Source organism: Bacteroides sp. BFG-637, assembly GCF_024793605.1.
Lineage (GTDB): Bacteria > Bacteroidota > Bacteroidia > Bacteroidales > Bacteroidaceae > Bacteroides > Bacteroides vicugnae.
Genome location: NZ_JANUPD010000002.1, coordinates 5,404,091 through 5,430,085, shown reverse-complemented (window position 1 = coordinate 5,430,085; position 25,995 = coordinate 5,404,091). Strand labels below are relative to the sequence as shown.

Here is a 25,995-nt window from a genome sequence, read left to right as displayed (position 1 = left end):
TTGTTATTAAAAAGTTATATTTATTTCTTGATAAACCAACCAATATAGGCTATGCCTACAGAGACTAAGTTTTCGTCGTTATATTTTCCACCTCCTATGGAGCGGTGAGTGTAGTCTGCTTTAATCACTAGATTGGGTAGAGCGTAGTAATTCAATCCTGCTGTTACGGCTGATACCTGAAAACGTTTGTCGGCCAACAAACCTGTGTTAGCTTCTGTCTTTTCCATCGGATTGTAATATTCATAACGAATAAAAGGATAGATACGGGGAGCTTTTGAGTTAAAGAAAGAACTTATATTATATCCTGCTTCGCCTCCATAACTGACTGCATTCTGTGCTACTGTTGTATTAGGGTAACCGGAAGCAGCTGAAGAACTGTTATTGATTGTAGTTAAGGCTCCGCTTGCCCCTAAATTTCCATAAACGGCATTTCCGCGTACAATCAGATTGTTATTAAAGCCTTTGTATTGTAAATCACCGGTTACAATAGTTACCGGGAATTTATAACCTGTATTTCTCCAAGGTTTAGTTCCATTCTTTGCAGTCTGGTTGTAATAGAAAGAAGCACCTACTCTTAATCCTTTCACTCCATGGTAGTTAACACGGGCTACAAAAGCCGGGCTGGTAAAATTGTTTACTTCGAAGGCTCCTTGTCTACCGTTTTTTATCCAGTCTTCACTGCGAAAGCCTTGTGGATCAAGACCATTGACTAATTGAAGTTCGTAATCAAATCGTCCTATCTCGCCAAATACGGCAATACCTGTTTCATGCCATGTTGAAGGTAATATGGTTGTTTCACCTTCCGGACGGTAGACTCCAAAGAAATTGATTGGCTCATGGTGGTTATTTGTCAATCCTACCGGTACAATCATATGTCCGAAACGCAGATTGATGTGTTTATTAATGAGGCGGGTGATATGAAATTGTTCCAAAGCTACTTCACCACCTTTTTCAATCTCTGTTTCATACTCGCCATTCTCTTCAAACCATTCTATTTCACGAGCTACTCCCGTGCCTCCATATTCAAATTCGATTTCGGTGCTCAACACCCATTTGGAAGAGAATTTATAATCGAAGGCTAATACAAAACGTGGAATGGAAATCTCTCCACGATTTAGTTTACCGGAACCATTTGGAGTGAAACGATTAAAATTATAATCTTTATAGCTTGCTGCCATTTCTCCATATCCTCCGAAACGAAATTTAGTATATTCTTCTGTGGAAGAAGTTTTACTGTCTTTAGACTTCTCTTCTGTTTCCTGTGCTGAAAGTGTACGGTAAGATGACAGGAAACAAAGAATAATGATTGCAGTTAATTTTCTCATCTTTTTTATAATTTTTTCGACTGCAAAGTTATGTGAGGTTAAAAATAACCGCAATACCCAATAGTAGGCATAGTTATTTCTTAAATTCAGTATATGTAGGTAATTTAAAACTAATGAGTGAATATAAGGATATATGTAACGAAATAAAACAAATAAAGGTGTATTACAGTATGATGAAATTTACTGAAATACACCTTTGTTTGTTCTAACATGTGAGATTAGTCGGATTAGTATCTGTCGGCTGTCATGGACAAATAGAAAATGCTGCCAATGTATGGGCAGTGTGGTGTGGCTTTTGTTTGTAATTGAGCGAATCGTTTCTTTTACAGCCAGTTCCCTTGAGTATCTCTACCATCAAGAAACAGCCTTTTCAGAAACGATTCAACTCAGATAAACTACATACAAACAAAGCTAAACTTATGCTAAGGTTATCGCTTAAACTGCTATCTTTATACCTTCTTTTTTACTGCAATATCGTTTGCATTGCTGGCAAAGGTCATATCCCAGCATGGCTCCTAAAATAAAATCTTCTTCGGCAGTCAGTTGGTTTAAAGGACGGATGATGATGTGCCGCATGGCTTCCATACATTCTGCCTTTCCAAAAAACAGGTTGATTTTATTGGTTCCTACTTCCTGTATCATATAACTGATCTTTTGATTTTTCAATCGGCGGATGGCAAACTCTTCGTGCTCTTTACTCATTGTGTAAAGTACCATGTTGCGTACGCCTTTCTTAAACTCATAAATATGATTAAGAAAAATCCGGATTTCGCCGGGGATGATTCTTTCAGTTGCCATGATGCAAAGTATTCTTTTTATGGTAAGGTAAAATTAGCTAATTTCTTGTTTCACTTGTTCAGCCCATGCGCTGATACGTTCGTCTGTTTTGCTATCTTCGTTGACTTCGTCAAGTGGAAGACCTACAAACTTACCGTCTACGACGGCAATGGAAGAATCGAAGGTATAGCCTGCAGTATCTGTTGCTCCACAGAATTTACAGTGGGTATCTTTTAGGTCTTCATAAAGAATACCTATTGCGTCACAGAATGTGTCGCTATATGAGTCAGAGTCGCCGCAACCGAATAGGGCTACAGATTTGTGGGATAAATCACACTTCTTTAAAACTTTTACTCCATCGTACCAGTCGTCTTGAAGTTCGCCTGCTCCCCATGTGGAAGAGCCGAGCACCAATACGTCATATTCATTGACTAATGCCTCTGTTAGCTTGGATACATCAAATACATCTGCCGATGGTACATCTAATTTCTCTGCAATTCGACGGGCAAGGTCTTCTGTTGTTCCGGTTGTGGAACCATAAAATACACCAATTTTATTCATCTTTGATTCGTTTTTAAATGTAACGCTGCAAAGATAGAGGGTCTTAAAGAAATAGGAAATCCCCATTTATAATGGAAGATTTGTCTCCTTCTCATTATAAATGGGGATATATGGAATAAAAAATGGTCGATCTTTTTAATGGTGGAACAAGCGGATGCCTGTAAATGCCATTGCCATATTGTATTTGTCGCAAGTTCCAATCACATGATCGTCACGTACTGATCCGCCCGGTTGTGCAATATAGCTGACGCCACTCTTGTGTGCGCGTTCTATATTATCTCCGAATGGGAAGAATGCATCCGATCCTAAAGCTACGCCTGTCATCGTATCCAACCATGCCCGTTTTTCTTCGCGTGTCAGTATTTCCGGCTTTTCGGTGAAGAACTGTTGCCAGATGCCGTCTGCCAGTACGTCGTCATAATCTTCCGAGATGTAAACGTCAATTGTATTGTCACGGTCTGCACGACGGATTTTCTCAATCCATGGCAAGTTCATCACTTTCGGGTGTTGGCGTAAATACCAGATATCTGCTTTATTTCCTGCCAAGCGCGTACAGTGGATACGTGACTGTTGGCCTGCGCCAATACCGATTGCCTGTCCGTCTTTGGCATAACATACAGAATTGGATTGTGTATATTTTAAAGTGATTAAGGCAATGATTAAGTCGCGTTTTGCATCAGCCGGGATTTTCTTGTTCTGCGTAGGCATCTCTTTCAAAAGACTTTCATCGATCTTCAATTCGTTTCTTCCTTGTTCGAAAGTTACTCCGAATACATCTTTATGTTCGATAGGAGCCGGGCGGTATGCAGGATTTATCTTTATTACATTATAGGTTCCTTTTCTTTTATTCTTTAGAATCTCCAGTGCTTCGGGAGTATAGTCAGGAGCAATGACGCCGTCGGATACTTCACGGTTGATGATGCGTGCTGTTTCTTCGTCGCAAGTGTCGGACAATGCGATAAAGTCTCCGTAAGACGACATACGGTCTGCTCCACGTGCACGGGCGTATGCTGTAGCCAATGGAGATAGTTTCATGTCATCGACAAAATAAATCTTCTTCAGCGTGTCACTCATTTCTACCGCAACAGCAGCACCTGCAGGGCTGACATGTTTAAAAGAAGCGGCGGCCGGCAGTCCGGTAGCTTCTTTCAGTTCTTTCACTAGTTGCCAACTGTTGAATGCATCCAATAGATTGATATAACCGGGACGTCCATTCAATACTTCGATGGGGAGTTCGCCTTCTTTCATGAAGATACGGGCAGGCTTTTGATTAGGGTTGCAGCCGTATTTCAGTTCGAGTTCGTTTGCCATTTTATTAATTACAAATTACGAGTTACTAATTACAAATTGATAGCGACAAAATTACTAAAAAAAGACTAGCTTGCCTAAAGTTGCGCCACAAAATAGTAGCATATAATTAGTATTTGGCTATTTCCGGCGAATTAAAATACCTATAAATGATGATTGCATTTCAGCAAAATATTCCGTTCCTTTGCAGTCTCTAATATAAATAGGTATGATGGATAATTTACAAAAATATAAGTCAACTGATAAGATGATCGATCTCATCAGCGATAATTATTCTTTGTTGCAAGTGATGAGTCGTTTTGGGCTTTCGTTGGGGTTCGGTGACAAGACAGTCAAGGAGGTTTGTGAACTGAATGGAGTAGACTGCCGGACCTTTCTGATTGTAGTCAACTTTATGGCTGAAGGCTTTTCCCGGCTCGATGGAGATAAAGATGATATTTCCATACCTGCATTGATTGATTATCTGCGGCAGGCACATATTTATTTTCTGGATTTTTCTCTTCCTGCTATTCGTCGTAAACTGATCGAGGCAATCGACTGTTCGCAAGACGATGTTGCTTTTCTCATCCTTAAGTTTTTCGATGAATATACACGAGAGGTGCGTAAACACATGGATTATGAAGAGAAAACCGTATTTAAGTATGTCGATTCATTGATTAAAGGAGTTGCTCCCAAAAACTATCAGATCAGTACGTTTTCCAAGCATCACGATCAGGTAGGGGAGAAATTGACAGAACTGAAAAATATCATTATTAAATATTGCCCTGCCAAAGCAAATGAGAATCTTCTGAACGCGGCTCTTTTCGACATATATGCTTGCGAAGCCGGACTGGAATCTCATTGCAAGGTTGAGGACTATATTTTTGTTCCTGCTATTCTGAATTTGGAAAGGAGGATTAGGGAAAATGAAAAATAACGAAGTCGTTCGAATAGCTATTGCAGAGACTTCTGTAATTATTCGTGGTGGATTGACTGCTGCATTGAAGCGTCTTTCTAACGTAAAAGTGCAACCAATAGAATTGTTGTCTGTTGAAGCTTTGCACGATTGCGTCCGGACGCAATGTCCGGAGATGTTGATTGTCAATCCTACTTTTGGTGATTACTTTGATGTAGCTAAGTTTCGAGATGAAATATCCGGTAAAAGAATACGTTTAATAGCTTTGGTTACTTCTTTTGTAGATGCTTCATTATTGGGTAAGTATGATGAGTCTATTTCAATATTCGATGATTTGGAAACTCTTTCTAAGAAAATTGCAGGTTTACTGAATGTGGTTTCCGAGGAAGAAGAGATGGATAATCAGGACACGCTTAGCCAGCGGGAAAAGGAGATCGTCATCTGTGTGGTGAAGGGAATGACAAATAAGGAAATAGCGGAAAAGCTATTTTTGTCGATTCATACGGTGATTACACATCGGAGAAATATTAGCAAAAAATTGCAAATACATAGTGCTGCCGGTTTGACTATCTATGCTATTGTAAATAAGTTGGTTGCGTTGAGCGATGTGAAAGATTTATAGCCTGCGGAAGTGTTATAAAATATAAAACCGTTTGCGCACACGAAAAATATTCGTACCTTTGCAAAGCAGTTGAGAAATTGCTGTTAGTTTATAAGGTAAAAGAAAATATTAAATAAGGTATTAGATTAGATAGTTTTAAGGTATAAAAGTTTTTTAGTTTAGTTCAATAGGATAAGTTTTTAATAGAAGGTAAAAGGATAACAATAGGTAAGACGTTTTTAGGTAAAAAGAAAATTGGTTTTCAGGAAATTTGAGGTACTATAGAAAAGCCTTTAGGCTTTTCTGATGCAGTGGCGAGTGGTTCTATAAAAAGAATTAGCTCGTTTTTTTATTATATGGGATTTAAGTCGGTCGTATTGTTATGGGTTAAACAGAGAGCATTATTATTAGTCTAGATTATATAGTGGGTTTAAGAATCCCTGTGAGCGTAAAAAAATAGTGACGGTATATGACAATGATACCGTTACTATCCCATACATATCCCGTCACTATCCTTGCCGGATAGCGTCACTATTTTGTGGACGAAAACTTATCGATGAATATGGTTGCTTGATCTTGCAGGTTAGGAGGGTAATAAAAAACAAAATCCCGACGAAATCGCTTCGGCGGGACTCTATTTCATTTTTTACTTAAATGTGGCTACGTAATAAAATTATGACTAATTAATTCAATTCTGATACTGCAAAGATAATGCGTTTCAGAATGTGTCACAATCACCTTTATGAGGTATATTCTGTAGCTATTCTCACTATTTATGGTTAGTAGCAGGTGTTTTCTCTACTTTTTTCCACTCTTTAGTCTCGAAATCGTATGTTTTTATGATTCTTGCAGGGCATCCGGCACATATTGAATAGGGTGGGACGGAATGGCTGACTACACTTCCGGCAGCCACTACACAATGTTTCCCTAAAGTTACTCCCGGTAGAATGACTGAATTGGCGCCTACCCATACATCATCTTCGATGACAACGGGCAGTGTGCTGACGCCTTGTTCGTCAATCATCTTTTCTGCATCCTGATAATTATGGTTGAGCCCTGTGACCGTTACATTCTGTGCCAGGTTGACATGATCGCCAATATTAACCGGACCTATGATTGTGTTTCTCAATCCGATGCGTGTGTAATCTCCTATTGTTAAGTTGCCAACTGCATTATTCAGACAGGAGAAGTCTTCGACAACAGAATATCTACCCAAAGAGAACCGGTTGAAAGGAGGGAGGTCTTTGCGTACACTCCGATAGATGACAGAGCCCTTTCCGCGTTTCAGGTATATGAAATCGAAGAGCCGTATCCACCAATTAGGGCGAGTTTTAACGGGATGCATGATAAAACGATGTGCAGCTTGTTTTAAGCCGGGGTTTTCTTTAATTCGCTGTTTAAGTGTTTTCTTCTCCATATTGAATGTTTTTTCTTCTTTTTGTCCTCTACCAGATAATCAGGAATTGCCAGGCTATAAGTGATTAATAGACCGAAAAGTGCAATCCACCATCCGAATGATAAGGTCCAATTATATACGGTAATCAACGAAGCCCAGATACTTACGAAGATACATAATGTAAGCGGAGAAGGCGTTAATTGTTGTACGATCCGGTTGCAGAAACTCCAGTTTCCTTCAAATATGGAAGGGAGTAAGTAGGAAGTTGTTTTTCGAATACGTTTCCGGTAAGGACAGACGGGCGCAGACTGGCAATAAACGATCACATCCGGCAAGTAGTCAATGTATATATTCTGTCGGAATAATTTTCGTTCAATATTAGTCTTAGAACTTTTCATGTTCTTTTGCAGCCATTTTAGGTCGATTGCCATATTAGTCCCCAATAAATTGGATGACAGTCCGAATTGTGTATTGCCGGCTCTGCAGAGGCTGTTTTTTATTTCCTCACGTATGGCTCGGAAGCGATTACGGATGCCTTTGCGGTTTTCTACTACCGTATGTAGTTGGATGGCTTGTACACCGGCATCATAGGCATTATATATCTTATTCAGGAATTGCGGAGATAAAGCGCATGCTGTATTGGACAGGAAGAGAACCAGGGCGTATCGTTCCTGATCTAAACTGTTGATTGTCTGATGCAGATTGCTGTATGTGATAAACTCGTACGCCTCTTCTTTATACATGTCCGGAAGAATACTTCCCTCCGGAACGAGAATGGCGCAACCATATTCTTTTTGAGCTTTCGGGTAGATGATATGTTTGCAATGTGAGGCTATGGCCATCACAAAGAGGTATAGGAGCAAAAGTCCTGTACAGAAGAATACCAGATCATCTATTATGTAGATATAAGAGTCTATCATCTGGAAGGAGATTATACATTCTCTTTTTGAATGAATGCAGTAACTGTTTTCAGAATAATCTTTATATCCAACCAGAAAGAGAATGTCTTTGCATAGGTGATATCCAATTGCTTGCGTTCTTCAGCAGAAAGTTTACCGGCTTCGCCTCTTTTCTCTACCTGCCATAAACCGGTCAATCCGGCCGGACCCATAAAACGGTCGATGTGTTCATCGCTTGTCAGTAACTCGGCTTCATAGAGTGGGAGAGGGCGGTTGCCTACTATTGACATATCCCCTTTTAAGATATTAATAAGCTGGGGTAATTCGTCAATACTATATTTACGTATAATACGTCCAATCTTAGTTATTCGAGGGTCATTTTCCAGTTTGACGAAAGCATTGCTTTTTTCCTTGGACTTCTTATTAATGTAGTCTTCTTCGGAGATTACGAAATCGTCGGATATCAAGAGGATTTCTTCTTCATTGATTTCTTCATTCACTTCCGCTTCCGGTTCTTCTCCCCAAATATCCTCATCTTCCTGCTGGTATTGGTTAAGGGCATTGAAATCTTTTAAATGCTTGTCGGCATCGGTATACATCGAACGGAATTTAAGGAAGTCGAATATCTGATAATTGCTCCCTACTCGTTTGGATTTGTAGATAATGGGACCCTTGCTTTCTACCCGGATAGCTAGTGCAGTAAAGATTAAGAGAGGAGAAAGACATAATATCGCCATTCCTGAAAAGAATATATCAAAAGTTCTTTTCCATAAAGGCAGTCGGAAAGCATTTATATTTTGTGCTTTCAGTTGGAGTGCCTTTATTTTCTGATCTTTTCTTCGTTTAAGGAAAGTTGATAAATTTTTTACAGCCTCCTGGCTTGTTTCATATTTTATCGTATTGTTGATACCGGCTTTAAGGTATTCAGATGCTTCTTCCTTAGATAAGGAGTCGATAACGAGTACCATATAAAGCCCCGGATACTTTTTACGCATGTATTGGATATCTGCAATATCTTTGGATATGTTCACTTGCTCGAAAAATAGAGCGGCGTCGTATTTTTCGCGTATTTTCTCCAATACTTTGACAGCTTTGCTACAGTTGGGCGCAGCATAGAATACCCCAATACTTAGTCGGGAGAGTAGTTCTATTGTTTTGCTATCTCTGCCTATATAAACAAAATATTGCATGTGTAGAAGACCCGGTATTAGTCAATAATCTTTTTGATTCGGATTTTGAGTTCCAAAGGGTTGAATGGTTTCAGGATATAGTCTTCTGCTCCCTCTTCCAATAGTCTGATTCTTTCCGTTGTACTTTCCTCACTGGATAACATAACGATAGGAATTGACTTGAATAATTCATTGTTCTTCATGTATCTTAAGAATTCATCCCCCATCATGAGAGGCATACGAATGTCTGAAATAATGAGGTCAGGTACATTGCCTTCATTAAGCCATTCTATTGCTTTGATGGGATCTTCCAAATAGGTAAAATCATACTCTTTTCCTAGATACACACCGGCCACTTTTCCGATTGTCGATTTATCATCGACTAGTAATATTTTTTTCTTCATACGAATAGACCTTTCTATCGCTTGCTTTGTTATTTGATTTGTAGATTAAGATTGTTGTCACATAATATTTGTGATACACTGCAAATATAGATATTATTTTAGAATAATCCCCAATCTGGAGAGTAAAATTCGTGATATATCTTTTTTTTCTATTAATTGCAACTTACAGCATCTTAATGAAAAAACACGGATTCCTGTTTTATGAAATCCGTGTTAAAGATTAATTGTTAGGCTTTATTTATATACTCTTGATGAATCAAAAGTTTTCCACCATTCTTCATTCTTAGTACCGCCACTGGTTACCCAACTTTCGAATAATGAGTAAGCAGATTTGATATTCACATATTCCAACGGCCATTTGAAGTCTGTCGGAACCATGATTCCCCATGCCAGGTTATCTTTGCTGATATAATATCTCTTGCGGGAAGTAGAGCTATCGTCGTTGTTTCCTCCGAACAAATCGGTATTTGCCAACTTAGTTGGCTGATAGCCGACAATATGAATCTCCTTACGCTGGTTCCTGTTTCCTTCTACGAAGATGAAAACATTCAGTTTGTTGATATTAAGTTCATCCACAGAGATAGGATTGTTGAACTTTATAGTGAAGCTGATATTTTTAGGACTCGTATTAGCAGAGTGGCCTGCAATCGTGTTAATCTGTTCGTAACGGTCTCTTCCCAAAGCTTTGTGAGCATCGTCAAATAATGGAATAACCGCATAGTCCTGTCCATTCTCAATCAGATTACTATTCACATTGAAACCTTTAAAAAGAGAGTTATCACTGAATTCCACCGGCTGCGTAATGGTGCTGGCAGGAACACCGTCCAGCATGATAGCAGCTCCAATACTCTTGGTAGCTCCGGTAGCCGATAAATCAAGACTTAACGTGAACTCTTCTGCTTTATTGCTCTTGTTGATAGAGATCTTTCTTTCCTTGACAATCAGAACAAGGTCGTTCATATCGTAATCCCCATATAAAGGCCATTGGTCTTCAAACAGATAAGCATAATTACGATTATCATCCATGATGATCGGGAACTTAGGATCTTCAGGATCTCCTCCTTCATTACCATTATTCTTGGTACCTGTACAGACTTCTATCGCAACTTTGGATTCTCCCATTTTGGTAAAGTATGCGCCATTCAATACATGGAAGTTCTCCCACCATTGTTCCTTTTTAACGTGGTTATCACATTCAATAACCAAATTTCCATCATACGTGAAACCTTGTCCGGTGATAACCGGTGATTTGATCATAGAAGTATTTTCGCCTTTTCCATAAAACTTGGCATAACCGGGAGGTATGCTGATACTTGTCGTAGCATCCAGCATAGAACCATCACTTAAATTTACTGTTCCATTAACAAACTCCATTTTAGGAGCTTTCAAATATCCTTGAGTAAAGTTAAACGTCGCTCCGTTGGCATAGAAAGAGTGTAGTTGCTTCCATGCTACAAGCGTTATTGACAGTCGTATTGGTAAGACTGATGGTTGTAAACTTCATGATGTTGTTGTTAGTAGCAACAGCGTCGGAATTTGCAATTAATTTCTCTCCATAAATCTCTCCGTTATTTTCCAATGAGAAATTAGACGGCAGATTTAATTCTCCTTCCAAACTGATTTTATTGTCATTCACAATTTTCGTATTGGAATTGATTGAGATATTCTTGCTGGCTATGGTTCCTTTGTTGTAGAGTGTTGCACCGGAATGTAGCGTCATTGTGTTTACTACAGTCAGTGTGCCCCAGTTTCTTAATGCGGCAGGCGCTCCATTAGTGAATGATATATCCTCTGCATTTACTTCTCCCTTTTCCATAATGGTCAACATGGAGTTTCTAATGAACGTCATGGTTCCTGATGCTTCAATTTTAGCATTATTCATCACAATGATTTCAATTCCGTTTTGGAATTGGAATGTTGCGGGAATCGTCCATTTGGCATCTACATAAACTTTGGTTGCAATCTCACCATCATAACCGTCAAACTTGAATGTGCCGGTATAGTCAGAGGTGATTTTGTAAGAAGCATCACGCTGCAAAGTGGTTCCTGACATTTCAGTCACTTCTTTTGCATTAGCAGGTATGGAATAGTAATCAGGCTTTTCAAATGAAAAGCCTCTTGTAGCAGCGGCACGACTCATCAACGCCCTATTTTGTGCAGTGGATCCTGCATAATAGAGTTTACAGATCATGTTATCGCTGTTTTCCGGCACATCGAACTGATATACCTGTTCACGTCCTCTAGGGTCGGTTTGCTTCACATAAATACCCTTTTGAGTTGGCAGCAGACTGATAGCGGCTGTAACTTTAAAGTTGTTTTCTTTATTAGCTGTTCTTGTAGCTAGTACGGAGGCATTTTCGTTAGTTAAGGGATCATCTGCATATATTTCAACTAAATAAGCAAATAACCCTCCTTCTTCATCTTTCACTTCGACCGAGACATTTTTAGTGGTTATCATGCTCCAATCGATATCATCGGGAGCAGCAAAGCCATCTCCCATCGGGTTAGGTGTTTCGTAAGACGGATCATAGAGATCCTTTCCAGAGTCAACACAACTAGACATAGTACCTGCCATTGCTATTGCAATGATAGGTACAAATTGAATTGTTTTCTTCATCATAATGTATTATTGCTTGATTGTTTGTAACCAAATCCATTACAAAAATAACTGCATATCTTTTATTGGAAATGTTTTTTCTGTTATTTTATAGAGTGAAAACAACTATATTTCCGTTTTGGTTCTTCTTTGGCTCTTTTAGGTTTGATTCGGCCTTGATGATGATGAAAAGAATGCCCTTGATTTTCACTTTTATACAACTGTTTAAAATGAAAATCAAGGGGTTATAATAGATGGATTTAACTTAAGACTTGGTGATCTCTCCTATTAAGCAGGAGTTCATTTTATATCGGATATCCTTGTTGGGTAATCCATGTCCCAATAAAAACATGAGCTTTGTTATGGCACATTCGGGAGTACTGTCATATCCACTGATTACACCTGCTTCCAGAAGATGCATTCCTGTTTCGTAACGTCCCATTTCTACTGCTCCGGAGGCACATTGTGTAATGTTGACAATGATAATTCCACGATCGGTAGCTTCCTTTAGTTGGCGGATGAACCATTCTTTTTGCGGAGCATTTCCCGAACCGAAGGTTTTCATGACAACCGCTTTCAATCCCGGAACATGAAGCAGAGAAGTCACGATACTCTCTTGAATGCCCGGAAAAAGCGTTAGAATAACCACATTGGTGTCGAACAGATAATGTGGTTTTAACGGTTTTGTCGGGTCTGGTTTCCGAATGAGATTAGGTTCATATTTAATGTGGATACCTACCCGTGCCAATGGCGGATAATTGAAAGATCGGAAAGCGTTGAAATTCTCCGCATTGATTTTGGTGGTACGGTTACCGCGCATTAAATGATTCTCAAAGAAAATACAAACTTCAGGAACGATGGCTGTACCATCCGGGTTTTTAGCTGCAGCAATTTCGATGGCTGTGATGAGGTTTTCCTTTCCGTCTGTGCGCAAAGTCCCGATCGGGAGCTGGGAACCTGTGAGGATGACAGGTTTACTTAGATTTTCGAGCATGAAACTTAGTGCAGAGGCAGTGTAAGCCATTGTGTCTGTTCCATGAAGGATGACGAAACCATCGAAATAATCATAATTGTAATTGATGATCTTTACCAGTTTTGCCCAGTAAGCAGGTTCCATGTCCGAAGAGTCGAGAGGGGGATCGAACTGGTAGGAAGAGATGCGATAGTTGAATCTTTTTAGCTCGGGCACATGTTTAAGCAAATGATCGAAGTTGAAGTTTTCTAAAGCGCCTGTTTCCGGATTCTCTATCATTCCGATAGTTCCACCCGTGTAAATTAACAAAACGGAAGGGGTTTCTGCTCTCATAATTGTTGAATTACTGTTAAAACACTGACAAAGATATAGATTAATTACGAATTATGAGCAGTAAATGATGAATTTGTATGTAGTTTGTGATGAAATGTTATAAATCTGAATAATTATGCGGAATAATCAGATGAATTATAAGAAAATGGCTTCTATATCGTTATAAGTAAATAATCAAAGTAATTAAGCAGAATAACCGTACCAAATCATTCTACTTAATTACTGATTGCCGGATTGCTGTCTGTTGTACTTACTTCAATGCTTCTTTTAATTTCAGAATAGCTTTTTCCGGGTCTTTTTCTTCTTCAAGCAGAGTGACGAACTTGCTTCCGATGATAGCTCCGGAAGCGTGTTCACAAGCTGCTTGGAAAGTCGCTTTATTGGAGATGCCAAACCCTACCATCAACGGATTGTTCAGGTGCATATCTTCTATCTTTTTGAAGTAAGCCCGTTTTTGTTCGTTGAAATCCTGTTGCGCTCCGGTGGTTGCAGCTGATGAAACCATATAAATAAATCCGCCGGTATGTGTATCTATCTCGCGTACCCGTTCTTCGCTGGTTTCCGGTGTGATGAGCATAATCACTCTGATGTTATAGCGTTCGGCAATGATACGATAATGTTCTTGATAATCACGGAAAGGGAGGTCAGGGATAATGACGCCGTCGATACCACATTCCACACATTTACGGCAGAAATTCTCAAATCCGAATTGCATGATTGGGTTTAGATATCCCATGAGTACAAGTGGGATTTTTACGTCTTTGCGAATATCCCGTAATTGTTCAAAAAGAAGTTTTAGAGACATACCGTTGCGCAATGCCTGAGTAGCGGCATTCTGAATAACAATGCCATCTGCCATCGGGTCACTGAAAGGAATGCCGACTTCAATCATGCTCACTCCGTGCTTTTCGAGCGTGCGGATTACATCGGCAGTACCATCTAAAGTAGGAGTACCGGCACAAAAATAAATAGAAAGTATGTCTTTCTTGTTGCTATTGAAAAGTTGATTAATTCTATTCATGACGTTGAAATTTTTAGATTATGATTTTAATTCATTTAAAAATGTCCGGATACGCTCCGGATCCTTTTCTCCCGGTTTCAATTCAAAACGGCTGTTGAGATCGTATCCGGCAAGCCGGGGATGCTTGAACTCTTTCAGGGCATTGGCACTGTACGAGTTAATACCTCCACTCAATAGAAAGGGTACATGTCCATTGTACATATCCAGAATGCTCCAGTCGAATTGATTTCCCGAACCACCATACTGTTCGCATTTGGTATCGAACAGAAAAAGATCACAGACTTTTTCATAGTCATATACCTTTCTCAAATCTTTGGGACGGTCTACTGAAAAGGTCTTGATGATTTTCAATCCAGTGGAATGTAAGGACCGGCAGTATTCCGGCGATTCATTTCCGTGGAGCTGCACATAATTCAGTCCGAAACGATCAGCATACATGCTGATTGTCTGCTTGTCTTCGTTGACGAAAACTCCGACACGCTGAGCGTGAATGGGCAAGTAAGCCGGAAGCTCGTAGACATATCGGGGAGATTTAGGATAGAAGATGAATCCCAGCATATCTATGCCTTCGATAGACTCTACGTCCTGTATGTTTTCAGCTTCACGCATACCGCATACTTTGATAATTTTTCCGTTAATCATAGGGCTGTCCGTTTTGAATAATTAGTTTATTGGATTGCTTGCAGGAAATTCTGTAAAGTTTCTCCCGGTTGCTGTGTTTTCATAAATGTTTCACCGATCAGGAATCCCCGGAATCCGGCTGCCCGAAGTCGTTTTACTATTTCCGGGTCGGAGATGCCGCTCTCGGATACCAATACAGCATCTTGGGGGAGTTGTCCGGCCAAGCGGAAAGAGTTTTCTACATCAGTGAAGAAAGTACCTAGATTACGGTTGTTGATTCCTACCATATCTATTTTCTTGTTGATGTATATTAATTCCTCGGAGCTGTGAATCTCCAGGAGAACTTCCAGACCTAGTTCATGAGCTTTTTCTGCAAGTTCATTACATTTCTCCGGTTCTAATGCGGCTGCGATAAGAAGTACGGCATCGGCACCGACAATTTTGGCTTGATAAAGCTGGTATTCGTCAATGATGAAGTCCTTCCTAAGAATGGGGATCTCTACCAAAGGGCGTGCAGTGCGGATATCCTTCAGGCTTCCTCCGAAAAACTTCTCGTCGGTAAGGATGGAAAGGGCGGAGGCTCCTGCTGCTGCATAGGAGGGGACAATCTCTTCCGGGCATGCTTCTTTCTTTATCCATCCTTTGGACGGAGACCGGCGCTTGAATTCAGCGATAATACCCGATGCAGAAGAGGATAATGCCTGCTTCATAGAACGAGAGGTCGGAGCTTCGCTGATACCTTCCTGTAATTGCTCGATGGAGATAGCCTGCTTTTGCAGGTCAACTTCAAATCGTTTGTTTGCTATAATCTCTGATAATATATCTTTCATCAGTTCGTAGGTTTTTATATTTATGATGATTTAGGCACGGGGTACACGGATTTTACGGCTTCGGATTAACAAGAACTGTGTAATCCGCGTAATCCGTGCCTAATTTTACATTTAACTATTTAACTCAATGAATTTCTTCAAAGTTGCTAATGCGCGTCCACTTTCCAATGACTCTTTGGCGAGAGCAATACATTCTTCAATAGTCTTCTCCGGACAAATCACATGGATGGCGAAAGCTGAATTGACTACCACTACATTCTTTTGAGCTTCCGTAGCTTTGTTATTCAGGATCTGGTCGAAAATCTTAGCTGCATCTTCCGGTGTTTGTCCACCATCCAGGTCAGTTTCCTTATAGCGGGAGAATCCGAGACTCTCGGGAGCGTAAATCTTTTCATGATCGCTGGTCGCCACTTTAAACTCATTTGTCAGAGAGATTTCGTCATATCCGTCGAGACTATGAACAACGGCAAATTTCGTCTTGCTTTCCTGATAAGTATAGGTATAGAGGCGAAGTAACGGGAGGTTGTAAACTCCTAAAAGTTGATAGGCCGGTAATACCGGATTAACCAACGGACCGAGCATATTAAAGAAAGTGCGTACTGCCAATCCTTTACGAACCGGAGCTACAGCCTTTAATGCCGGATTGAATAAAGGAGCATGCAGATAGGCAAGATTACATTTTTCCATGCTACGACGCAGTTGATCGATATCACTGGTGAACTTTACACCGTGTTGCTCCATCACATTACTGGCACCGCTGACTGATGTTGCTCCGTAATTACCATGTTTCACAACCGGGAAACCGGCTCCGGCAACAGTGAAACAAGAAGCTGTGGAAATATTAAATGTATTTTTTCCATCACCTCCGGTTCCTACGATATCTATCGGAGCAAATTCACTTAAATCAACCGGAATACGCATTTCAAGCAATGCATCGCGGAAACCGCATAATTCTTCCACAGAGATATTACGCATCAGAAAGACGGTAATTAAAGAGGCTACCTGTACATCATTATATTTTCCTTGTGCGATGTTCTGTAAAATGGTGCGAGCCTCATCGCGTCCTAGATATTGATGTTCGAAAAGTTTGTATAGAATCTGTTTCATAAGTTTAATCGTTTAAGAAGTTTTTAATAATTTCTTTTCCTTGCGGAGTTAATACTGATTCGGGATGGAACTGAATACCATGTACATGGTAGGTCTTATGGCGGATTGCCATGATTTGTCCTTCCTGACTTTCTGCCGTTATTTCCAGGCAATCGGGAAAACCTTCCCGGCTGACTACCCAGGAATGGTATCTTCCGACAGGGATTTCTTTTCCCAACCCTTCAAAAAGCAAATCCTGGTGAAGGATGGTAATCGGAGTCTGTACTCCATGATATACTTCTTTGAGATTTTCCAGACGTGCTCCGAAAGCTTCGCCGATGGCTTGATGACCGAGGCAGACACCCAGAATACTTTTGGTCGGAGCATATCTTTTAATAATAGGTAATAGCAGTCCGGCTTCTTCGGGTATGCCCGGTCCGGGAGACAGGATGATTTTATCAAATCGGTCTACTTCATCAAGCTCTATCTGGTCGTTGCGGACTACTTCTACATCTGTAGCCCCTAATTCTTTCACTGCGTGCAGTAGGTTATAAGTGAAAGAGTCGTAGTTATCTAAAAGTAATATTTTCATTTTTATTGTCATTGTAAAATGGTTGTTCAAATACTATCTCTGCTTTCAATTTTTTAGTTTGACAGCTAAATCAATCGCCTTTTTCAGTGCTCCCAGTTTGTTGTTCACCTCTTGCAGTTCGTATTCATCCTGACTGCGGGCTACAATACCTCCTCCGGCTTGGAACCAGAGTTCATTGTTGCGGCTTACAAAAGTACGGATGGTGATAGCCTGGTTTAATTCGCCGTTCAATCCGATAAAACCGATACAGCCACCATAGGCTCCACGATTATGTGGTTCGATTTCGCTGATTAACTGCATAGCGCGTACTTTGGGAGCACCGCTTAATGTGCCGGCAGGAAACGTGTCAATAAACGTTTTTATTTTATCTGCGCCCTCATTCAACATACCGCTGACGCGGCTTACCAAGTGAATGACATGGCTATAATATTGTGGTTCCTTATAGAATAGAACGCGTACATCATGACAATTACGGGAAAGGTCGTTTCTGGCAAGATCAACCAGCATGACATGCTCTGCATTTTCTTTAGGATCGGCTAGTAAAGCTTCTGTCAGTTCCCGGTCTTTTACTATATCTCCGGTACGGCGGGTAGTTCCGGCAATCGGATCGATGTAAGCACGACCATCTTCGATTTTGCAATGTGTTTCCGGTGAAGAACCGAAGATGCGGTATCCTCCGAAATCGAAGTAGAAAAGATAAGGAGAAGGATTGATGCTGCGGAGTGCGCGGTAAACTTTGAAATCATCTCCGGCATAAGGTTGGATAAATCTTCTGGAAAGTACGATTTGGAAAACATCTCCACGCATACAGTGTGCGATTCCTTTGCGGACATTGGCTTTATGTTCTTCGTCGGTGATAGGGCTGGTAACGGGACCTGTTACAGAGAAGTTGTAAGAAGCATAATTCCGGTTTTCGATGGCTGCTTCCAGTTCCGGCAAGCCGCTTTCTTCTCCTTCGGACAACATTTCAACGAGTGTCAATTCATTTTTGAAATGATTGAAAACAATGACATACTTATATAATATGTATAGCAAATCCGGAGCATCATTTTGCTCATCGTGACTTTCTTTCACCGAGATGTGCTCGAAGTATTTCACAGCGTTAAACGTCGTGTATCCGTAAAGTCCACATACATTCTTATTATCTCCGGTCACTTGGAATTGATTGATAAACCGGTTCATGGCCTTTTCTACATGGAAGGTTTTTGTCAAGGGTTCTTCCGTGCGGCTGTTATCGGGATATTTGGCAGTGACAATTCCACTGTTTATACCGATGCTTGCCAGGGGACAGAGGGCTATAAATGACAAGGAATTTTCTCCGGCATGATAATCGGAACTTTCCATTAATGCAGATTGCGGATACATGTCGCGGACTTTCAGGTAAATGCTGACGGGAGTATGCATATCTCCGAGCACTTGTTTGCTATGAGTTGTATAATTAAATGTTTTCATTTCTATAATTGCTTGATTATTGATTACGAATAATGGTTTACTAATTACTTATTGCTGTTCATTAAACGATAAATAGGTTTCAATATCTTTGTCTCCTCGTCCTGAAACAGTCAATACAACGATATCTTCCGGTTTGAACTTCAATTTTTTCAAAGCTCCTAATGCATGGGCAGATTCCAGTGCAGGGATAATACCTTCGAGTTTAGTTAGTTCGTAAGCGGCTTCTATTGCTTCGTCGTCATTGATTGCCAAAACGTTGGCACGTCTTTGTGCGGCAAGATTGGCGTGTATCGGGCCAATGCCCGGATAATCCAGTCCGGCGGAAATCGAGTAAGGCTCTTCAATCTGTCCGTCTTCGTTTTGGATGACGTAAGTACGCGCTCCGTGGATAATTCCCATTTTACCGAGTTGGATGGTAGCGGCGGTCATTCCGGTTTCTATTCCTTTGCCTCCGGCTTCTGCCAGAATGATGCCTACCCGTTCATCATTGATATAATGATAAATCGTTCCGGCAGCATTACTTCCTCCTCCGACGCAGGCTATCAGATAATCCGGATAGTCACGTCCTTCTTTTTCTTGCAGTTGTTTTTTTATTTCTTCGCTGATAACAGATTGCAGGCGTGCCACCATATCAGGATAAGGATGAGGGCCTACGGTAGAGCCGATGATATAATAAGTGTCGGCAGGATGACAGCACCAGTCGCGGATCGCTTCGTTGGTGGCGTCTTTCAAGGTCATATTTCCGGAAGTAACGGGAATAACGGTAGCTCCCAGCATTTTCATTTTCTCCACATTGATGTGCTGGCGTTCTACATCCGTCTTTCCCATATAAACGATACATTCCATATCCATCAATGCACACACGGTAGCTGTTGCTACTCCATGTTGTCCGGCTCCGGTTTCGGCGATGATGCGCTTCTTTCCCATGCGGCGTGCCAGCAAGATTTGTCCGATGGTGTTGTTGATTTTGTGTGCACCGGTATGATTCAGGTCTTCCCGTTTCAGATACAACTTGCAACCATACTTTTCGGAAAGGCGTTTTGCCAGATAGAGTGGGGAAGGGCGTCCTACGTAGTCGCGTAATAATTGCTCAAATTCCTTTTTAAATTCTTCGCTTTCAATCACTTCGAGGTACTTGTTTGTCAGTTCCTCAACACATTTGTGGAGGATTTCCGGTACGTAAGCACCACCGAATTCTCCGTAATAGCCATCCTGGTCAACTAAAAAACTTTTCATAATCCTATCTATTTTTTTATGTTATTATCTAAATCTGTTCGAAAATGGGCAAATAAAAAGAGCCCTGCCGCAAGTTGCGACAGGGCTCTTTCAAATCTGTTATATCTTTAATGAGGTATATACATACGAGCACTGCTCCCTTACGACTGTCGGAGTTGTAACGGGTGCCACCACCAATATGTATTTACTAACATTGTTCTCATTGTCTTTTGTAATTTTATGGGGGCAAATATAGACACTTTGTTTGAAACAGCAAACAAAAAATGACTTTTTTCTCTTTTACCTTCATTTTTCTGATATAGAACAATTTTCAACCTGAACTGTTCTTATAAATATTGAATATTTAAACAAAAACAATTATGAAACAGAGAAAAGTTTTAGTAGGTATTGCTATTGCCATTTTCATTATATTATTATTGTATTGGTTATTGGTAGCAGAAGATATGAAACCTTGGTTGTCGGCTATGGTTCCCTCCGTGGCACAACAATTCTTCGCTTGATTCTGACAGGGTTCGGATAAATCATGTATCTTTGCAAGGAGAGTGGCTGATAACCAAAATAATAACAATAGACTAACGATATGGAAAATTTTATTTTTCAAAATCCCGTGAAACTGATAATGGGAAAAGGGATGATTGCCCGGCTGGCTAAAGAAATACCATCCGACAAGCGTATTATGATTACTTTTGGCGGCGGAAGCGTGAAGAAAAACGGAGTGTACGATCAGGTAAAAGAAGCATTGAAGAATCATTTTACAGTAGAATTCTGGGGAATCGAACCCAATCCTGCCATTGAAACTCTTCGTAAAGCTATTGCTTTGGGAAAAGAAGAGAAAGTAGATTATCTGCTGGCTGTTGGTGGTGGTTCCGTTATTGACGGTACGAAATTGATTTCCGCAGGAATTCTGTATGATGGTGATGCCTGGGATTTAGTACTTGCCGGACGTCCAGTCACTCATACTGTACCTCTTGCCACTGTATTGACTTTGCCCGCTACCGGTTCGGAGATGAATAACGGGGCAGTTATTTCCCGTCGTGAAACAAAAGAGAAATATCCTTTTTATGCCAACTATCCAATCTTCTCTATTCTTGACCCGGAAGTAACCTTTACCTTGCCTCCTCATCAGGTGGCCTGTGGTTTGGCTGATACCTTTGTTCATGTGATGGAGCAATATATGACTACTCCCGGGCAGAGCCGCATTATGGACCGTTGGGCGGAAGGCATTTTACAAACTTTGGTGGAAATAGCTCCGAAAATTCATGAAAACCAGCATGATTATCAACTGATGGCTGATTTTATGCTTTCGGCTACAATGGCATTGAATGGATTTATTGCTATGGGAGTGTCGCAAGACTGGGCAACTCACATGATTGGCCATGAAATTACTGCTTTGCACGGATTGACACATGGTCATACGTTAGCCATTGTTCTTCCTGCCACTTTACAGGTGCTTCATGAAGAAAAAGGAGACAAGCTTTTGCAGTATGGTGAAAGAGTCTGGGGAATTACTTCCGGTACGCGAGAAGAACGGATTGATGAAGCGATTTGTCATACCGAAGAGTTCTTCCGTTCACTTGGGCTGACTACACGTTTGCATGAAGAGAACATCGGACAGGATACTATCTTGGAAGTCGAACGTCGATTCAATGAACGTGGTGCTAAATATGGAGAGAATGGAAATGTAACGGGTGCTGTTGCCCGCAGGATATTAGAGACTGCACTTTAAGCATACTCTTACATTAAGAATATAGGATAAAGAGGATATTGGAACATACTTTTCACAATATCCTCTTTTCTTTTATTATTTCTCAATTTTCTCTGACCTTGGAATTCTGAACCAGAAGCGAGAGCCTTCTCCTTCTTTAGATTCCACTCCGATAACCCCGCCCAGTCTTTCTACTATGACACGGCAGATGGCTAGTCCGAGTCCTGTTCCTTTAATAAAGGAGTTCAGTTTGACGAAGCGTTCAAACACTTTATCTATCTTGTCAGCAGGAATTCCGATACCTGTATCTTTTACATAAAAGTATATTTCATCTTTGGCTTCTTCAATCCGGTATCCCATTTCGATAGAACCTTTAGGGGTGAATTTCAAAGCATTATTTGTAAAGTTGATGATAACCTGTGATAGACGTATGCGGTCGGTATACATCACGCATTGATCTGCTTTTTCTGTGAATAAGATTTGAACGTCCGGGGAAGAATTCTTTTCTTGCATTTGCCTGCAAATACCTTCCATCAATTCATTGATATCAGTCTGTGCAAATGTGAAATCCATAGTGCCGGCTTCAATTTTAGAAAGATCGAGGATGTCGTCTATCAGTTGCAATAATAAGATATTATTGCTGGAGATGATTTTTACAAATTCTTTTCTCTCTTCCTCCTCCTCCGTCTGGCAAACCATTTCGGAGAATCCTACAATCGCATTTAGCGGGGTTCGTATTTCATGGCTCATATTAGCGAGAAAGGCAGATTTGAGCCGGTTGGATTCTTCGGCTTTTTCTTTTGCTTCCTGCAGCATTTTGTCCATCTTTAGTTTTTCAGTGATGTTTTCAAAACGAAGTAATCCTCCAATAATTTCAGTTTCCTTTTCGTCGCCGAATACAGGAGTTGCGGTCACTTCAAAATCTACATCGTCTACTCTGATGGTATGCCGGATAATTTTGCCCTGTTCGATAGCTTTCTTGAAAGCACATTGTCCACACGGTTCATTACGAAGTGCACTGGTCTGATAGCAAATTTTTCCCGGTATGTATCGTCTGCCTTTTACCAGGCTGGCTATTTGTCTTGTTTCCTCCCATTGTACGCGGTAATTTTTATCAATATAGATAAGGCCGAAATCGATACTTTTTAGAGCTAGTTTTTGCTTCTTCAATGCTTTTTCCAGTTCTTCCTTGGCGGCAACTAATTCTCTTTCATAATTCTTGAGTTGTGTGATATCCCACCGGGTTGCCAACAGCCATTTCTTTTCTCCTTCCCATGAAATAATAGATTTAACGGCAATAGTATCATGGGTGATTCCATCGGGAGTGGTGTATTTCTCTTCTTTGCGATATACTTTGCCTGCTTGTATGAGTTCTTTGTCGATATGCCGGTATTTTTCACCTCTTTCTTCTCCGTAAATTTCATAATCAGTATGTCCGATGGCTTCTTCACTGCTAATGCCGGATTGAGCGGCTGATTCTTTATTCCAGTAATAGTATCGGAAATCGTTTGTAATATCTTTTACAAAGATAGGAAAAGGAAGGTTATCGAGAATATCAAAGGAGAAACGGTAGGAATGATTGGTCTTTTTAATCGTTTTTTGTAATTTACGGATTCTATATAGTAAGATGCTGATGACAAGGAGCAAAATAATTACCAGTAAATAATTATAACCCCAATGAGCTTCGTTGATCCAATAATTTAACAAAATATTGTTTGCCATAAAATGTTTGATATAAATGAGGTGTAAAGATATGAATTGTTCTTTAATTTTCAAAAAAATAATACATAAATATATTGTCTTTCAACATTATATTGTGAGGCTGTAATTATATGTGATGAAGAGATAGTAGAAGTGTGGTATTTTATAGTTCTTGTATAGTATCATATTTAGTTTGATTTAGAATCTTTTTTCGGAGAGAAAATGTATTAAAATATTAAATGATGTCTCATGAACTAAAATCATTTCTAATTTGTTTTAATAACGCTGGAGTATTTTCTATTTTTGTTCACCTGAATTAGTTTTGATAGAGTCAAAATAAAACAATCATTAAATTACGTATGCTAATAACCATTATCATTCTCGTTCTTTCGGCTGTCTTTTTTGTGAACGGCAAGGTTCGTTCGGATATTGTGGCACTATGTGCGCTGATAGCTTTACTTATTTTTCAGATATTAACTCCTGACGAAGCACTCTCCGGTTTCTCCAATTCGGTAGTCATTATGATGATCGGATTGTTTGTAGTGGGAGGGGCTATTTTTCAGACTGGGTTGGCAAAAATGATAAGTTCCCGTATTCTTAAACTTGCAGGAACTAGTGAGATTCGATTATTTCTGTTAGTGATGTTAGTGACTTCGGTCATTGGTGCGTTTGTCAGTAATACAGGTACGGTGGCGCTGATGCTTCCTATTGTTGTCAGTCTGGCGATGAGTGCCGGTATGAATCCGAGCAGGCTATTGATGCCATTGGCTTTTGCGAGTAGTATGGGAGGTATGATGACTTTAATCGGTACTCCGCCGAACCTTGTGATACAGAATACGTTGACTTCCGCCGGACTTGAACCGCTTTCCTTCTTCTCTTTCCTGCCTGTCGGTGTTGTCTGTGTAATTGTCGGTACACTTGTATTAATGCCACTTAGTAAATGGTTTCTTTCTAAAAAGGGTCAGAAAGATGATAATAAACGTTCGGGTAAGTCATTGAAGCAGTTGGTGAATGAATATGGACTTTCCAGCAATCTGTTCCGTTTGCAGGTAATAAAAGATTCCCGGCTTTTAGGTAAAACAATTATTGACTTGGATATTCGTCATAAATATGGTTTGAATATCATGGAAGTTCGTCGTGGTGATGCATCGCAACATCGTTTTTTGAAAACGATTACACAGAAGTTTGCCACACCGGACACAATGTTGCAAGCCGAGGATATTTTGTATGTGACGGGAGAATTTGATAAGGTACAACTCTTTGCGGAAGATTATCTGTTAGAGATTTTAGACGACCATGCAACAGAAGAAACAAAAAGTACAGTTAATTCGCTGGATTTTTATGACATCGGTATTGCTGAAATAGTGTTGATGCCAGCTTCTAATTTGATAAACCAAACTATTAAAGAGGCCGGTTTTCGTGATAAGTTTAATGTGAACGTATTAGGAATCCGTCGTAAAAAGGAATACCTATTGCAAGAATTGGGAAATGAGCGCATTCACAGTGGTGATGTACTTCTGGTGCAGGGAACATGGAATAATATAGCCCGTCTTAGTAAGGAAGAGGCTGATTGGGTTGTCTTGGGACAGCCTTTGGCGGAAGCGGCTAAAGTAACGTTAGACTATAAAGCTCCCGTGGCGGCTGCTATTATGTTATTAATGGTGGCAATGATGGTTTTCGACTTCATTCCGATAGCTCCGGTTACAGCTGTTATGATAGCAGGTATATTGATGGTATTGACCGGATGTTACCGTAATGTAGAAGCGGCTTATAAAACGATAAACTGGGAGAGTATTGTATTGATTGCAGCTATGCTTCCTATGTCCTTGGCATTGGAGAAAACAGGAGCTTCGGAATATATTTCCAATACGTTGGTTAGCGGCTTGGGATCATACGGACCTGTTGCATTGATGGCAGGTATTTACTTTACGACTTCGCTGATGACGATGTTTATTAGCAATACTGCTACTGCTGTCTTACTTGCGCCGATTGCTTTGCAAAGTGCCATACAGATTGGGGTGAGTCCGGTTCCCTTCTTGTTTGCTGTGACGGTAGGTGCAAGTATGTGTTTTGCTTCTCCATTCTCTACACCGCCTAACGCCCTGGTGATGCCTGCCGGTCAATATACTTTTATGGATTATGTAAAAGTAGGATTGCCATTGCAGATTATTATGGGGATTGTGATGATTTTTGTTTTACCTTTGATTTTCCCCTTCTAATTATTAACTTTTATTCTTTCGATAGGGAAATGAAGGAACTCGGGATTTTGTAGTGCTCTGTAGTACTGAATCTTTGTCGTTTAATTGAGAGTTGCATAGAATATGCAACTCTTTGTTTTTTGCTTCATACTACAAAGCTCATACTTATAAGTTTTTTATTTTCAATGATGTAGCCGGCTATCTTTTAATGAGAATAATTAAAATTATATTACTAAAAGATGTTAACTATGAGCTGAAAATACAACTTTAGCTGTCTTTTATCTATAAATACAATTATCTTTGTGTGTTCATTACT

The 25,995-nt window shown here is 40.2% G+C and carries 22 protein-coding genes and 1 pseudogene; 5 read left to right on the top strand and 18 right to left on the bottom strand.

What is annotated here, in order from left to right; all coding sequences use genetic code 11:
• Positions 1-20: 20 nt before the first annotated feature.
• From NXX38_RS21350 to NXX38_RS21335, 4 genes are all read right to left on the bottom strand, one after another.
• Positions 21-1,325, bottom strand: coding sequence for a hypothetical protein (locus NXX38_RS21350; RefSeq protein ID WP_148367643.1), 1,305 nt, complete (start codon positions 1,323-1,325; stop codon positions 21-23).
• Positions 1,326-1,760: 435 nt separating this feature from the next.
• On the bottom strand, positions 1,761-2,123 hold the full coding sequence (locus NXX38_RS21345; RefSeq protein WP_148367644.1) for a DUF2023 family protein: 363 nt from the start codon (positions 2,121-2,123) through the stop codon (positions 1,761-1,763).
• A 33-nt stretch (positions 2,124-2,156) separates the two neighbouring features.
• On the bottom strand, positions 2,157-2,663 hold the full coding sequence (gene fldA / locus NXX38_RS21340; RefSeq protein WP_004311873.1) for a flavodoxin FldA: 507 nt from the start codon (positions 2,661-2,663) through the stop codon (positions 2,157-2,159).
• Between the two features lie 135 nt (positions 2,664-2,798).
• Positions 2,799-3,974, bottom strand: a complete 1,176-nt coding sequence (locus NXX38_RS21335; RefSeq protein ID WP_234133665.1) for a phosphoribosylaminoimidazolecarboxamide formyltransferase — start codon at positions 3,972-3,974, stop codon at positions 2,799-2,801.
• 208 nt (positions 3,975-4,182) lie between these two features.
• On the opposite strand from NXX38_RS21335, the gene NXX38_RS21330 reads away from it, so the two are divergent.
• Together NXX38_RS21330 and NXX38_RS21325 are read left to right on the top strand one after the other, a co-directional pair.
• Complete coding sequence (locus NXX38_RS21330) at positions 4,183-4,887, top strand: hemerythrin domain-containing protein (RefSeq protein WP_148367667.1); 705 nt, start codon at positions 4,183-4,185, stop codon at positions 4,885-4,887.
• A complete protein-coding gene (locus NXX38_RS21325; RefSeq protein ID WP_074559659.1) occupies positions 4,877-5,488 on the top strand; it encodes a LuxR C-terminal-related transcriptional regulator in 612 nt (203 codons plus the stop codon). The genes NXX38_RS21330 and NXX38_RS21325 overlap by 11 nt, the downstream gene beginning before the upstream one ends.
• Before the next feature lie 748 nt (positions 5,489-6,236).
• Here NXX38_RS21325 and NXX38_RS21320 read toward each other — a convergent pair.
• From NXX38_RS21320 to trpB, 13 genes and pseudogenes are all read right to left on the bottom strand, one after another.
• Positions 6,237-6,884: a DapH/DapD/GlmU-related protein gene (locus tag NXX38_RS21320; protein ID WP_234133666.1), complete on the bottom strand. Its 648-nt coding sequence runs from the start codon at positions 6,882-6,884 to the stop codon at positions 6,237-6,239.
• Positions 6,836-7,783: a glycosyltransferase family 2 protein gene (locus NXX38_RS21315; protein ID WP_217722513.1), complete on the bottom strand. Its 948-nt coding sequence runs from the start codon at positions 7,781-7,783 to the stop codon at positions 6,836-6,838. Before NXX38_RS21315 ends, NXX38_RS21320 begins: the two co-directional genes overlap by 49 nt.
• A gap of 11 nt (positions 7,784-7,794) precedes the next feature.
• A complete protein-coding gene (locus NXX38_RS21310) occupies positions 7,795-8,952 on the bottom strand; it encodes a sugar transferase (RefSeq protein WP_258981053.1) in 1,158 nt (385 codons plus the stop codon).
• 17 nt (positions 8,953-8,969) lie between these two features.
• Entirely contained in the window at positions 8,970-9,335 is a 366-nt protein-coding gene (locus NXX38_RS21305) for a PleD family two-component system response regulator (protein WP_004300114.1), read from the bottom strand.
• Between the two features lie 234 nt (positions 9,336-9,569).
• Positions 9,570-11,955, bottom strand: a pseudogene (locus NXX38_RS21300) (LruC domain-containing protein).
• 241 nt (positions 11,956-12,196) lie between these two features.
• Positions 12,197-13,237, bottom strand: a complete 1,041-nt coding sequence (locus NXX38_RS21295) for an asparaginase (RefSeq protein ID WP_004300111.1) — start codon at positions 13,235-13,237, stop codon at positions 12,197-12,199.
• A gap of 250 nt (positions 13,238-13,487) precedes the next feature.
• Positions 13,488-14,258, bottom strand: a complete 771-nt coding sequence (gene trpA / locus NXX38_RS21290) for a tryptophan synthase subunit alpha (RefSeq protein WP_148367649.1) — start codon at positions 14,256-14,258, stop codon at positions 13,488-13,490.
• Between the two features lie 18 nt (positions 14,259-14,276).
• Positions 14,277-14,900 (bottom strand): phosphoribosylanthranilate isomerase, encoded by a 624-nt coding sequence (locus NXX38_RS21285; RefSeq protein ID WP_195649967.1) that lies wholly within the window; start codon positions 14,898-14,900, stop codon positions 14,277-14,279.
• A 26-nt stretch (positions 14,901-14,926) separates the two neighbouring features.
• Positions 14,927-15,709, bottom strand: a complete 783-nt coding sequence (gene trpC / locus NXX38_RS21280; protein WP_148367651.1) for an indole-3-glycerol phosphate synthase TrpC — start codon at positions 15,707-15,709, stop codon at positions 14,927-14,929.
• A 111-nt stretch (positions 15,710-15,820) separates the two neighbouring features.
• A complete protein-coding gene (gene trpD, locus NXX38_RS21275; RefSeq protein WP_217722521.1) occupies positions 15,821-16,816 on the bottom strand; it encodes an anthranilate phosphoribosyltransferase in 996 nt (331 codons plus the stop codon).
• A 4-nt stretch (positions 16,817-16,820) separates the two neighbouring features.
• Positions 16,821-17,387, bottom strand: a complete 567-nt coding sequence (locus NXX38_RS21270) for an aminodeoxychorismate/anthranilate synthase component II (RefSeq protein ID WP_217722523.1) — start codon at positions 17,385-17,387, stop codon at positions 16,821-16,823.
• Between the two features lie 45 nt (positions 17,388-17,432).
• Entirely contained in the window at positions 17,433-18,839 is a 1,407-nt protein-coding gene (locus NXX38_RS21265) for an anthranilate synthase component I family protein (protein WP_258981049.1), read from the bottom strand.
• A 48-nt stretch (positions 18,840-18,887) separates the two neighbouring features.
• On the bottom strand, positions 18,888-20,075 hold the full coding sequence (trpB, locus tag NXX38_RS21260; protein ID WP_004300103.1) for a tryptophan synthase subunit beta: 1,188 nt from the start codon (positions 20,073-20,075) through the stop codon (positions 18,888-18,890).
• Between the two features lie 359 nt (positions 20,076-20,434).
• On the opposite strand from trpB, the gene NXX38_RS21255 reads away from it, so the two are divergent.
• Together NXX38_RS21255 and NXX38_RS21250 are read left to right on the top strand one after the other, a co-directional pair.
• Positions 20,435-20,575: a hypothetical protein gene (locus tag NXX38_RS21255; RefSeq protein WP_004300101.1), complete on the top strand. Its 141-nt coding sequence runs from the start codon at positions 20,435-20,437 to the stop codon at positions 20,573-20,575.
• Positions 20,576-20,655: 80 nt separating this feature from the next.
• Positions 20,656-21,801: an iron-containing alcohol dehydrogenase gene (locus tag NXX38_RS21250; RefSeq protein WP_258981047.1), complete on the top strand. Its 1,146-nt coding sequence runs from the start codon at positions 20,656-20,658 to the stop codon at positions 21,799-21,801.
• 75 nt (positions 21,802-21,876) lie between these two features.
• Here the strand turns inward: NXX38_RS21250 and NXX38_RS21245 are convergent, their stop codons facing one another.
• A complete protein-coding gene (locus NXX38_RS21245; RefSeq protein WP_234133672.1) occupies positions 21,877-23,502 on the bottom strand; it encodes an ATP-binding protein in 1,626 nt (541 codons plus the stop codon).
• A gap of 338 nt (positions 23,503-23,840) precedes the next feature.
• Here NXX38_RS21245 and NXX38_RS21240 point away from each other — a divergent pair, with 338 nt between their 5' ends.
• Entirely contained in the window at positions 23,841-25,700 is a 1,860-nt protein-coding gene (locus tag NXX38_RS21240; RefSeq protein ID WP_195649969.1) for an SLC13 family permease, read from the top strand.
• Positions 25,701-25,995 lie beyond the last annotated feature (295 nt).